This window comes from Pseudomonas sp. RP-B7 (assembly GCF_059803535.1).
The window spans coordinates 22,297-34,369 of the sequence record NZ_JAPFHC010000033.1 but is presented as its reverse complement, the minus strand read 5'-3'; the positions used below and the strand labels follow the sequence as shown (position 1 = coordinate 34,369).

Here is a 12,073-nt window from a genome sequence, read left to right as displayed (position 1 = left end):
TGTGAGTACAGGCGCATTATGCCTAGTGCTGCTGTGCAAGACACTCGCGCAATGCGTCTTGCCACTGCGGCTGGCTGACCTGCCATTGCTGTTGCAGGCGGCGGCAATCGAGGCGCGAGTTCAACGGGCGCTGCGCGGGCGTCGGGTAGGCGCTGGAGGGGATCGCTTCCAGCTCGGCACAGGCTTTGCCCTCGGCGCGCAAATGTTCGCCAATCGCCTGGGCGAAGCCGAACCACGAGGTTTCGCCCTGGGCCGTCAGGTGATAGACGCCCCATTGCCCCGCATCACCGGCCTGCCAGCGCTCGATCAAGGCGCGGGTGCTGCTGGCAATGCTGCCGGCCCAGGTGGGTGCGCCGATCTGGTCGGCGACAATGCGCATCTGCGGCTTCTCCTGCAGCAGGCGTTGCATGGTCAGCAGGAAGTTCTTGCCATGGTTGGAGTACACCCAACTGGTACGCAGGATCAGGTATTCGCCCCCCACCGCCGCAATCGCCTGCTCGCCGGCCAGCTTGCTCTGGCCGTAGACACCGAGCGGGTTCGGCGTGTCGGCTTCGGTGTAGGGCGCCGGTTTGCGGCCGTCGAACACGTAGTCGGTGGAGTAGTGGATCAACGGGATGCCCAGGGCCTTGGCCTCTTCGGCGAGGATGCCGGGGGCGCTGGCGTTGATCGCGAACGCGACGTCCGGTTCGCTTTCGGCCAGGTCGACGGCGGTGTGGGCGGCGGCGTTGATGATCAGGTCGGGACGCTGGGCGCGCACCTGCTGACGGATTTGCTCGGGGTTGGCCAGGTCGAGTCTGTCGCGGCCCAGCACAATCAGTTCGCCAAGGCCCAGGAGCTGCTGTTGCAGGGCCTGGGAGACTTGGCCGTGTTGGCCGGTGATGAGGATTTTCAGAGGGCTGGTCATGGGAACAGGTCGGCTTCTTTCAGGCTTTTGCCATTCTGGTCCTTGGCGGACAGGGTCGGGGTTGCGGTCAACTGCCAATCGATATTGAGGTCTGGATCGTCCCAGCGGATGCAGCGCTCTGCCGACGGTGTGTAGTAATCCGTTGTCTTGTACAGGAACTCGGCGTGGTCACTGAGCACCACAAAACCGTGGGCAAATCCCGGTGGAATCCACAGTTGGCGATTATTGTCGGCAGATAGCCGTACGCTGGCCCATTGGCCGAAATGAGGCGAGCTGCGGCGAATGTCCACGGCCACGTCCAGCACTTCACCGGCCGTCACGCGGACCAGTTTTCCCTGGGCGTGCTCGACTTGGTAGTGCAGGCCGCGCAATACGCCTTTTTGCGAGCGAGAGTGGTTGTCCTGCACGAAATGCTGTTGCAGCCCGGTGGCCTGGGCAAACGCCCGGGCATTGAAACTCTCATAGAAAAAACCGCGTTCATCGCCAAAAACCTTTGGCTCGATGATCAATACACCGGGCAACTCAGTGGCGGTTACATTCATAGGTTTTCCCCGGCAAGAGAGTAGAGGTATTGGCCATAGCCGGTCTTGCCGAAGTATTTGGCACGCGCCAGCAAGTGATCCCGGTCGATCCAGCTATTCTCGTAGGCGATTTCTTCCAGGCAGGCCACCTTCAGGCCCTGGCGATGTTCGATGGTCTGCACGTAGGTGGAGGCTTCGAGCAGGCTGTCATGGGTGCCGGTATCCAGCCAGGCAAAGCCACGACCGAAACGCTCTACGTGCAGGTCGCCACGCTTGAGGTAGGCGTTGTTGACGTCGGTAATCTCCAACTCGCCACGGGGCGAAGGCTTGACGGCCTTGGCGATGCTGATTACGTCGTTGTCGTAGAAGTACAGGCCGGTCACGGCATACGATGATTTGGGCTTGGCCGGTTTTTCCTCGATGGACAGGGCGCGACCGTCTTTGTCGAAGTCGATGACACCGAAGCGCTCCGGGTCCTTGACCCAGTAGCCGAAGACGGTGGCACCCGAAGGGCGCTGCGCGGCGGTACGCAACTGGTCGCCGAAGTGTTGGCCGTGGAAGATGTTGTCGCCCAGGATCAGGCAGACCGGGTCATCACCGATGAACTCCTCGCCGATGATGAAGGCCTGGGCCAGGCCGTCCGGCGACGGCTGCTCGGCATAGCTGAAGTGCACGCCGAACTGGCTGCCATCGCCGAGCAGGTTGCGGTACTGCGGCAAATCCACCGGCGTGGAGATCACCAGGATTTCCTTGATCCCCGCCAGCATCAGCACCGAGATCGGGTAGTAGATCATCGGCTTGTCATACACCGGCAGCAGTTGCTTGGAGACACCCAGGGTGATGGGGTGAAGGCGGGTGCCGGAGCCGCCGGCCAATACGATTCCCTTCATCATGCGATCAGATCCTTTAGATTGGTGTTGCCGAGTCGTTCACCTTGATAGCTGCCGTCCTGGACCCTGCGGCACCATTCCAGGTTATCGAGATACCACTGTACGGTTTTGCGCAGGCCGGTTTCGAAGGTTTCTTCGGGGGTCCAGCCCAATTCGCGTTCGATCTTGCCCGCATCGATCGCGTAGCGCTGATCGTGGCCTGGACGATCCTTGACGAAGGTGATCAGGTCGGTGAATTTTTCGACACCCGCCGGGCGTTGAGGCGCCAGTTCTTCCAGCAGGCCACAGATACCGCGTACCACGTCGATGTTCTTTTGCTCGTTATGCCCGCCGATGTTGTAGGTCTCGCCCACCGCACCTTCAGTCACGACCTTGAGCAGCGCACGGGCGTGATCTTCGACGAACAGCCAGTCGCGCACCTGCAAACCATCGCCATAGACCGGCAGCGGCTTGCCCGCAAGGGCGTTGAGGATCACCAGCGGGATGAGCTTTTCGGGAAAGTGGAAGGGGCCGTAGTTGTTCGAGCAGTTGGTCAGCAATACCGGCAGGCCATAGGTGCGCTGCCAGGCGCGGACCAGGTGGTCGGACGCTGCCTTGCTCGCGGAGTAAGGCGAGCTGGGGGCGTAGGGCGTGGTTTCGGTGAACAGATCGTCCACGCCGTGCAGGTCGCCGTACACTTCGTCGGTGGAAATGTGGTGGAAACGGAACGCACTGCGGGCCGGCTCGGCCAGCGTCTGCCAGTAGGCGCGGGTGGCCTCCAGCAGGCTGTAGGTGCCGACGATATTGGTCTGGATAAAGTCCGATGGGCCGTCAATCGAACGGTCGACATGGGACTCGGCAGCCAGGTGCATGATTGCCTGTGGCTCGAAACGTGCGAGCACGGCGCTGACTGTGGCCTGGTCAATGATGTCGGCCTGGACGAACTCATAGCGACTGTTGGTGGCAATACTGGTCAATGATTCCAGATTGCCAGCGTACGTCAGCTTGTCCAGGTTGAGCACTTCGTGCTCGGTGTGTTGAATCAGGTGGCGGATCAGGGCGGAGCCAATAAAACCCGCTCCGCCGGTGATGAGAATGCGCATGTCGGAGGGCCTTTTTCTAAGACGGGTGTTTTGCGAATGGAGCATAGCTTGAGTTGTGGAGCCGGGCGGCGCAAGCACGGTATGCGCAGGGGGTTGCCTAAACCCCCCGAACAGTGGCGAGATACACGTCTAAAAAATAGAGGATGCCCCCATGCTGCTCGCCACGTTGATTCACCGCGCCAGTCTACCCTGCCCGCAAGTGGGCCTCGACCAGGCGGCACAATTACTTGAGCAGCATTACGGGCTAACTGGCACCTTGCAATCACTGGGCAGCCAACAAGACCTCAATTACAAGGTCGACAGCGCCCGTGGCCGGTTCGTTCTGAAAATCTGCCGGGGCGACTACGCCGCTGTGGAGTTGCAGGCCCAGCATGCCGCACTCAACAGCCTGCACGCCGTACGCGTACCACAGGTGATAAAGGCGCTCAATGGCGAAGAGTTGCTGACCATCACCCACGCCGGGCAAACCCTGCACCTGCGCGTGCTGGACTACATCGATGGCCAGCCGCTGACCCATCTGCCGCACCTGGGCCGCGAGGTGATCGCAGGCTTCGGCGACCTGTGCGGGCGCATGAGCCTGGCCCTGGCGCCGTTCGGGCACCCGGGCCTGGACCGCACGCTGCAATGGGACCCGCGCCACGCGCCTGAGTTGATCACGCACTTGTTGGCAACCCTGGAAAACCTGCCGTACCGCGCCGAACTGGAGCGGGTCTCCGAGCAGGTCGAGGCGCATATCCGGCCGCTGGCGGAGCACCTGCCTTGGCAGGCCGTGCACATGGACATCACCGACGACAATGTGGTCTGGCAGCGTGACGCCCAGCGGCATTGGCGGGTTGAGGGCGTGATTGATTTCGGTGATCTGGTGCACACCTGGCGCATTGCCGACCTGTCGGTGACCTGCGCGGCGCTGCTGCATCACGCCGAGGGCGACCCCTTTGCGATCTTGCCGGCAGTGCAGGCGTTTCATGCGGTTACGCCGCTGCGCCGTGAAGAGTTGCAGGCGCTATGGCCGCTGATCGTGGCGCGGGCGGCGGTGCTGGTACTGAGCAGTGAGCAGCAACAGCGGCTGGACCCGGATAACGCTTACCTGCTGAAGAACGCTGAACATGAGTGGGAAATTTTCCACGTGGCAACGTCGGTGCCGTTCGCGTTGATGGACGCGGCGATCTTGCGCAGCGTCGGCGAGAACCTGCTGCCGTTTGCCAGCCAGGATTTCGCGCCGTTGTTGCCGGAGCTGGTGGGGCGTGAGTTTGCGTTGATCGACCTGGGCGTGCTCAGCCCGCATTTCGAGGCGGGCAATTGGGAGCAGCCCGGTATTGATCGCCGGCTGCTGGACGAAGCGGCGGCGGTGCATGGGTTGGCGGCCAGCCGCTACGGCCAATATCGGCTTTCGCGCACCAACCCGGACAGTGCCGCGGAGCCTGAGACATTCGCGCTGCATGTTGAGCTGCATCTGCCCCACGGCACGCTGTTGGAAGCGCCTTTCGCCGGGACGCTGCATCACGACGCCGACGGTCTTGTGAGTGTGCAGGGCGTCGAGTTGAGCCTGCGGTTGTGGGGGCTGACAACCGGGTTGAAACCGGGGGCGCTGCTGGTTGAGGGCCAGGTGCTCGGCGAGGTGCATGCGCCGTTGATCGTGCAACTGTGCCGGGCGGACGTTACGCCACCGCTGTTCTGCACGCCGTCGCGCGCCATGGCCTGGCAGGCCCTGTGCCCGTCGCCAGCGGCGTTGCTGGGGCTGGCCTGCGATGCCGAACCCGAGCTGGACTCCGAGGCCCTGCTGGCCCGACGCGACGCCAGTTTCGCCCGTTCGCAAAAACACTATTACGTCGACCCGCCGCGTATCGAACGCGGCTGGCGCAACCACCTGATCGACATGCAGGGCCGCTCCTACCTGGACATGCTCAACAACGTCGCGGTCCTCGGCCACGGCCACCCGCGCATGGCGGCGGTGGCGGCGCGGCAGTGGTCGCTGCTCAATACCAACTCGCGCTTCCATTACGCGGCGATTGCCGAATTTTCCGAGCGCTTGCTGGCGCTGGCGCCCAAGGGGATGGACCGGGTGTTCCTGGTCAACAGCGGCACCGAGGCCAATGATTTGGCGATCCGCCTGGCCTGGGCCTACAGCGGCGGGCGCGACATGCTCAGCGTGCTGGAGGCGTACCACGGCTGGTCGGTGGCGGCGGACGCGGTGTCCACCTCGATTGCCGACAACCCCCAGGCGCTGAGCAGCCGCCCGGATTGGGTGCATCCGGTGACTGCGCCGAACACCTATCGAGGCGAGTTTCGCGGGCCGGACAGTGCGCCGGACTACGTACGAAGTGTGGAGCACAACCTGGCGAAAATCGCCGCTAATCAGCGCCAGCTGGCGGGTTTCATCTGCGAGCCGGTGTACGGCAATGCCGGTGGCATCTCGTTGCCCGCGGGGTATTTGCAGCAAGTGTATGGGCTGGTCCGCGCCCAGGGTGGCGTATGCATCGCCGACGAGGTGCAGGTGGGTTACGGGCGCATGGGCCGCTTCTTCTGGGGCTTTGAAGAGCAGGGCGTGGTGCCGGACATCATCACCATGGCCAAGGGCATGGGTAACGGCCAGCCGCTGGGCGCGGTGATCACCCGGCGGGAGATTGCCGAGGCGCTGGAGGCCGAGGGGTATTTCTTCTCGTCGTCGGGGGGCAGCCCGGTGAGTTGCCGGATCGGCATGGCGGTGCTGGATGTGATGGAGGAAGAAAAGCTGTGGGAAAACGCCCAGGTGGTCGGCGGGCATTTCAAGGCACGCCTGGAGGAATTGATCGAGCGGCATCCGCTGGTCGGGGCGGTTCACGGTTCCGGCTTTTACCTGGGGCTGGAGCTGGTTCGCGACCGTCAGACTCTGGAGCCGGCCACCGAAGAAACCACGCTGCTGTGTGATCGCCTGCGCGAGCTGGGGATTTTCATGCAGCCAACCGGCGACTATCTGAACATCCTCAAGATCAAACCGCCGATGGTCACGTCCAGGCGCAGCGTGGATTTTTTTGTCGACATGCTGTCGAAGGTGCTCGACGAGCAACTGTAGTTAATCGATTGTTATCGGTTATTTCTTGTCATATTTATTGGCTAGCATCATTGCTTGCTTTTAAAGCCGATTTTTATCCGTTATAAAGTCGGCCTTTGCCCCATTCGGAGTCCTGATCGCCATGACCACCCTGCACAGCACACCTCGCGCCGATGGCTTCTACATGCCTGCCGAATGGGCGCCACAGACCCAGACCTGGATGATCTGGCCCGAGCGCCCGGACAACTGGCGCCTGGGCGGCAAGCCGGCGCAAGCGGCGCATGTGGCGGTGGCCAAGGCCATTGCGCGTTTTGAACCGGTGACGGTGGCGGTGTCCGCCGGCCAGTACGAAAACGCCCGTGCGCGCCTGGATGTGCCGAATATCCGTGTGGTGGAAATGTCCAGCGACGACGCCTGGGTGCGTGACACCGGGCCGACCTTCGTGATCAACGACAGCGGCGAAGTGCGCGGTGTGAACTGGGACTTCAACGCCTGGGGCGGCTTTGATGGTGGCCTGTACGCGCCGTGGAACCGCGATTCGCAAGTGGGCGGCAAGATCCTCGAGATTGAACGCGCGCCGCGCTACCGCACCGAGGGTTTTGTGTTGGAAGGCGGTTCGATTCACGTCGACGGCGAAGGCACGTTGATCACCACCGAAGAGTGCCTGCTCAACCGCAATCGCAACCCACATCTGGATCGCACGGCAATCGAAGCGGTGCTCAGCGCCAACCTGGCTGTGGATAAGATCATCTGGTTGCCGGATGGCCTGTTCAACGATGAAACCGACGGCCATGTGGATAACTTCTGCTGCTACGTGCGCCCTGGCGAAGTGCTGCTGGCCTGGACCGACGACCCGCAAGACCCCAACTACGCGCGCTGCCACGCCGCCCTGGACGTGCTGCAAAGCAGCACCGACGCCAAGGGCCGCCCGTTCACAGTGCACAAAATGCCGATCCCGGGGCCGTTGTACGCCACCGAGGAAGAGTGCGCCGGTGTCGACCCGGTGGACGGTTCGCAGGAACGTAATCCGAGCGTGCGCCTGGCCGGTTCCTACGTGAACTTCCTGATCGTCAACGGCGGCATCATCGCGCCAAGTTTCGACGATCCACTGGACGGCCAGGCCAGGGTCATCCTGCAGAACCTGTTCCCACAGCATGAAGTGGTGATGGTGCCGGGCCGCGAACTGTTACTGGGCGGCGGGAATATTCATTGCCTTACCCAACAGCAGCCGGCTCCACAGAAAAACTGAGTGCAGTTGTAACAGCAGCGTGACGGTGACTGGCGCCCCAACGCGGCCATCACCCACAGCAAGCCCGCGGCCCAGCAAGGCCGCGGGCTTTTTTGTGTGCGCCTGGCGATAAAACGCCGACATTGGCATAGCTCTTGTATCGCTGTTGCGACAGTGATCCAGGTTTATGGCTGTGCAGTTCTGTCATAAACCTTGAGTAAGTTGGCCGCTCACGCAGTAGGAGAGAGCGCTGAAATGAGTCCTCAAATCAACCTGATGTACACGCGCACGTTTCACCCTATGCGGGTTGACGGCGACGCGATCCAAGCACTGGGGCTCTGGTTGAAGGAAAACGGCTCACGGAAGAGCAGGCTGCCGGATTTGCGCAGCATGATGAGCCAACGGTATCCGGTGGGGCTGTTCAGTGAAGATGAAGTGCACGCGTTGTGTGATTTGCTGAAAAATTAAAAGAACACTGCATTCAAAAAATGTGGGAGCGGGCTTGCTCGCGAATACGGTGAATCAGTCAATACATCTGGTGACTGGCACTCCGTATTCGCGAGCAAGCCCGCTCCCACATTGGGATGGTGTTCTGTCTTAGAAGCTGTAGGTGCCGGTTACGACCAGGCTACGCGGCTCCCCCGGCTGGATCTGCGCCACACTCGTCGCCGAGGCGTAGTAGGTCTTGTCGGCGATGTTGTTCAGCGCTGCACGCACATCCCATTCCTTCTGACGGAACCCGGCCAGCGCATCCCAGCGGCCATATCCCGGTAGGACCACGGTGTTCAAGCTGTCGGCATAACGATCGCCCACCAGGGTCAAGCCGGTTTCCGCGTACCAGCCCATTTCCGGTTTCCAGGTGATGAACAGGCTGCCATTGCGCTTGGCCACGTCGCTGACCCGCTTGCCTTCGAAGCCGTTGTTGTCCTTCACGACCGTGGCGTCCTGCAGGCCGATACCTCCGCGCACGTACCAGTTGCCGACGATCTTGCCGCTGGCGGTCAGTTCCACGCCGCGCGAGCGTTGCAGGCCGCTGAGCAGGGTGATGGAGCGGTCCTGCGGGTCGGCGGTGCGGCGGTTGTAGAGTTCCAGTTCGTATACCGCCAGGGTGGTGCTCAGGCGGTCGTCGAACCAGTCGCTTTTGACGCCGATTTCTTTTTGCTTGGTCAGCTCGGGGCTCAGGTCGTTGACGCTGCCGGCGGCATTGGGGGTGATGCCGATCACGCCGCCGCCCGCTGGCGAGAAGGTCTTGCTCCACGAGGCGTAGAACGAGTGGTTTTCCAGCGGCGTCCAGACCAGGCCGAAGCGCGGGCTGGTGCTGTGGCTTTCGACAGCTTGCTGGCGGTTGAGCAGCTTGTTCTTGGAGTCCACTTCAAACCGGTCGTAGCGCAGGCCGGCGAGCACTTGCCATTGATCGTTCAGGCGCAGTTGGTCCTGCACGTAGACGGCGCGGCTTTCGACTTCGGTGTGGGCGTTGCTCCACACGTTCATTCGCCCGGTGTGGCGCTGGTTGCGATTGGGCTGGTTGAGGTCGAGGCTTGGCACGGTGCGACTGACCGCCGCGGTGTACAGCTTCGGATCGCGGCGCTGGTTGCCCAGTTCAAGGCCTGTCAGCAAGCGGTGTTCCAGGCCGTAGGTGCTGAAGCCACCTTCCAGTTCGACGTTGTTGAAGACGTTGCGGGTGGTCAGGTCCTGCTGCCAGCGCTGGCGCGTGACGCTGTTGGTCGCCGGAACGTAGGCGGTTTGATAGGTGTTGTCGAAATCGCTGTCGAGCTTGAACACGCCCAGGGTCTGGCGCAGCTGCCAGTTGTCGTTGAGTTCATAGCTCAGCTTGGAGCGCAGCGACTGGGACTTGTCGTCGATGTAGTCGCGGCTGTCGCCGTAGGTGGTGCTGCGGCTCACATCGGCCGGGCGGCCGTTGACGCCGGGGACGCCGCGATCCGGTGTGCGGTTGTAGCGGCTGTATTCGTATTGCACCAGCCAGTTCAGGTCCGGCGTGAGCTGCCAGCTCATGGACGGCGCAAACAGTTGGCGGTTGCCACTGACACCGTCGCGAAAACTGTTGTTGTCCTGGTTGCCCATGTTCAGGCGCAGGCTGATGTTATCGCTGGGGTCGGTGCTCAGGTCGGCATACAGACTGCGCAGGTCGTTGCTGCCGCCCTGGGCTTCGATGCTGGACTTGTGCCCGGCGATCGGCAGCTTGCTCACACGGTTGACGATCCCTCCCTGACCGCCTCGCCCGTAGAGTACGGCCGCCGGGCCCTTGAGCACTTCGATGCGCTCGATGTTATGCAGGTCGCGTACATATTGGCTGTCGTCGCGAATGCCATCGAGGTAGAAATCGTTGCTCGCGTCGAAACCGCGAATGCGCAGGCTGTCGAAGCGTGTGTCGGCGCCGCTGCTGACGTTGGGGATACCGCTCAAGGCCTGGCCCAGGTCGTTGGTGCCGTAGGAGCGCAGGCTTTCAGTCTTTACCGAGTCGATGGCTTGGGGCACATACCGCACCGGGGTGGCAGTGCGTGTGGCGGTGCTGGTTTGCTTGATGCGCGGGTCGTCTTCATCCGCTTCGGCGCTGATCGAGGTGGCAGGCAAGGTGGTGGTGGCACAGGCAAAACCGGCAGACAGCAAGACGGAAAGCCCAAGTGTGATGGGCGACAGGCGTGGGGCAGGCATGGGGGAAATGTATCCGGATTATTGGGGAGGAAAACTGCGCGTTAATGGTAATGCTTTGCATTTGCGCGCGTTATCCAATACCAAATGTATCGGCTTTGAAATATGTTACGAAATGTGTGTTTTTCGTCGTTGGAAGGGTTTTTTGGTCGTTTTCAGAAAGGCTGTAGGCCTTTGCTTAGAATTTTTTCGCCTAAATACAGACGATTCGCGAAATTGACACATAGTTCCGGGCGCGACTAGGATTGCGTCCAACGCCTGTGGCTAACAGCCATGACTCCTCCAATAAAAAAAGGCCCGCGGCAGACTCGTCGTCCGCGGGCCTTCTTTTTTCCGGGAAAAGTCGACGCCAGAAAGCAATACGGAGCCTGGTGTCATAGCGCGTACTCAACCAGTAATAAGGAATATAAGAAATGTTGAAGCAACGGATGAGTCTGATCGCTCTGGGGATTTTGAGCGCATCGACAGCAATGGCTAACGATCAAGCGGAATCGAAAGGTTTCGTCGAAGACAGCCACCTGAACATCGCTGCACGTAACGCGTACATCAGCCGTGACTACAAAGACCACAACCAGGACAAAGCGGAATGGGGCCAAGGCTTCATCGGCAAGTTCGAGTCCGGTTTCACCCAAGGCACCGTCGGTGTGGGTGTGGACGTGCTGGGCCAATACGCTATCCGTCTGGACGGTGGTAAAGGTCGCAGCGGCGGTGGCGGTATCGATTTCTTCAAGCAAGGCGACAGCGGCTCGGCCGCCAATGACCTGGCCAAAGGCGGCGCAGCGGTCAAGGCACGTATCTCCAACACCGTGTTGAAATACGGTCAGCAGCTGCCGAACGTACCGGTCCTGGCCTACGACAGTGGCCGTCTGTTGGCGGAAACCTACGAGGGCACCTCGATTGTTTCCAAGGAAATCGCCGGTCTGCAACTGGACGCTGGTCACTTCACCAAGCAAGGTCGCAAGAGCGCCGAAGGCAGCGACAGCGGTCACCTGAAGAGCATCGACTACGTCGGCGGTAGCTACAAGTTCACCGAAAGCCTGTCGGCCGCGCTGTACGCTTCCGATATGCAGGACGTGCTGAAGAAGCAATACGTCAACGTCAACTACGTGCTGGCCCTGCCAGAAAAGCAATCGTTGACCTTTGACTTCAACGGCTACAAAACCAAGCTGGACAAAGATTTCGCCCAGCTGACCCAAGGCGACCAAGACGCCCGCGACAACAAAATCTGGAGCCTGGCCGCCACTTGGGCTGTTGGCGCACACAGCTTCACCCTCGCTCATCAGCGCAGCACCGGCGACACCGGCTACCTGTACAGCGGCTACCACCAGGACAACAAGAACAGCGGCATCGGCGACGGTGGCAACACCATCCTGCTGGCCAACTCCTACTGGTCTGACTTCAACGGCAAGGACGAGCGTTCCTGGCAGGTTGGCTACGGCCTGGACTTCAGCGCCTACGGCGTGCCTGGCCTGAGCTACAACGTGGCGTACGTGCGCGGCACCAACATCGACGACGGTTCCAACCGCGGCAATGGCACCGAGCGGGAGATCTTCAACCAGTTCAAATACGTGGTTCAGAGCGGCCCGGCCAAAGACCTGAGCCTGCGCGCTCGCGCCTCGTGGCTGCGCGTTTCGAACAACGCCAGCAACTACAACATTGGCGGTAACGAACTGCGTCTGTTCGCTGACTACCCGATCAACGTTTTCTAAGTGATCGTGTGTAGCGCCTGATTCAAGGCGATAAAAAA

Annotated in this window: 9 protein-coding genes; 4 read left to right on the top strand and 5 right to left on the bottom strand. The window is 61.3% G+C overall.

What is annotated here, in order from left to right; translation table 11 throughout:
- Positions 1-22: 22 nt before the first annotated feature.
- From rfbD to rfbB, 4 genes are read right to left on the bottom strand one after another with little or no spacing between them, the layout of a single operon-like run.
- Positions 23-904: a dTDP-4-dehydrorhamnose reductase gene (rfbD, locus tag OPU96_RS23800; protein ID WP_305391878.1), complete on the bottom strand. Its 882-nt coding sequence runs from the start codon at positions 902-904 to the stop codon at positions 23-25.
- Entirely contained in the window at positions 901-1,446 is a 546-nt protein-coding gene (gene rfbC, locus OPU96_RS23795; protein WP_305391879.1) for a dTDP-4-dehydrorhamnose 3,5-epimerase, read from the bottom strand. The genes rfbD and rfbC overlap by 4 nt, the downstream gene beginning before the upstream one ends.
- Entirely contained in the window at positions 1,443-2,318 is an 876-nt protein-coding gene (gene rfbA / locus OPU96_RS23790) for a glucose-1-phosphate thymidylyltransferase RfbA (RefSeq protein WP_498559806.1), read from the bottom strand. The genes rfbC and rfbA overlap by 4 nt, the downstream gene beginning before the upstream one ends.
- The gene (gene rfbB, locus OPU96_RS23785) at positions 2,315-3,397 is read right to left on the bottom strand and encodes a dTDP-glucose 4,6-dehydratase (protein WP_463983812.1); all 1,083 of its coding nucleotides are present in this window, start codon (positions 3,395-3,397) and stop codon (positions 2,315-2,317) included. The genes rfbA and rfbB overlap by 4 nt, the downstream gene beginning before the upstream one ends.
- Before the next feature lie 151 nt (positions 3,398-3,548).
- Here rfbB and OPU96_RS23780 point away from each other — a divergent pair, with 151 nt between their 5' ends.
- From OPU96_RS23780 to OPU96_RS23770, 3 genes are all read left to right on the top strand, one after another.
- A complete protein-coding gene (locus OPU96_RS23780; protein WP_498559805.1) occupies positions 3,549-6,449 on the top strand; it encodes an aminotransferase in 2,901 nt (966 codons plus the stop codon).
- A 121-nt stretch (positions 6,450-6,570) separates the two neighbouring features.
- Entirely contained in the window at positions 6,571-7,677 is a 1,107-nt protein-coding gene (gene aguA / locus OPU96_RS23775; RefSeq protein WP_192298442.1) for an agmatine deiminase, read from the top strand.
- A 234-nt stretch (positions 7,678-7,911) separates the two neighbouring features.
- Positions 7,912-8,124, top strand: coding sequence for a hypothetical protein (locus OPU96_RS23770; RefSeq protein ID WP_192298441.1), 213 nt, complete (start codon positions 7,912-7,914; stop codon positions 8,122-8,124).
- 129 nt (positions 8,125-8,253) lie between these two features.
- Here OPU96_RS23770 and OPU96_RS23765 read toward each other — a convergent pair whose 3' ends face one another.
- A complete protein-coding gene (locus tag OPU96_RS23765) occupies positions 8,254-10,329 on the bottom strand; it encodes a TonB-dependent receptor (RefSeq protein WP_498559804.1) in 2,076 nt (691 codons plus the stop codon).
- Positions 10,330-10,739: 410 nt separating this feature from the next.
- On the opposite strand from OPU96_RS23765, the gene OPU96_RS23760 reads away from it, so the two are divergent.
- The gene (locus tag OPU96_RS23760; protein WP_192298439.1) at positions 10,740-12,035 is read left to right on the top strand and encodes an OprD family porin; all 1,296 of its coding nucleotides are present in this window, start codon (positions 10,740-10,742) and stop codon (positions 12,033-12,035) included.
- The last annotated feature ends 38 nt before the right edge of the window (positions 12,036-12,073 follow it).

Bases quoted from the DNA above. Each gene is read 5' to 3' on its own strand.
- rfbD (WP_305391878.1), bottom strand. From the start codon at position 904: ATGACCAGCCCTCTGAAAATCCTCATCACCGGCCAACACGGCCAAGTC.
- aguA (WP_192298442.1), top strand. From the start codon at position 6,571: ATGACCACCCTGCACAGCACACCTCGCGCCGATGGCTTCTACATGCCT.
- rfbC (WP_305391879.1), bottom strand. From the start codon at position 1,446: ATGAATGTAACCGCCACTGAGTTGCCCGGTGTATTGATCATCGAGCCA.
- OPU96_RS23765 (WP_498559804.1), bottom strand. From the start codon at position 10,329: ATGCCTGCCCCACGCCTGTCGCCCATCACACTTGGGCTTTCCGTCTTG.
- rfbB (WP_463983812.1), bottom strand. From the start codon at position 3,397: ATGCGCATTCTCATCACCGGCGGAGCGGGTTTTATTGGCTCCGCCCTG.
- OPU96_RS23770 (WP_192298441.1), top strand. From the start codon at position 7,912: ATGAGTCCTCAAATCAACCTGATGTACACGCGCACGTTTCACCCTATG.
- OPU96_RS23760 (WP_192298439.1), top strand. From the start codon at position 10,740: ATGTTGAAGCAACGGATGAGTCTGATCGCTCTGGGGATTTTGAGCGCA.
- rfbA (WP_498559806.1), bottom strand. From the start codon at position 2,318: ATGATGAAGGGAATCGTATTGGCCGGCGGCTCCGGCACCCGCCTTCAC.
- OPU96_RS23780 (WP_498559805.1), top strand. From the start codon at position 3,549: ATGCTGCTCGCCACGTTGATTCACCGCGCCAGTCTACCCTGCCCGCAA.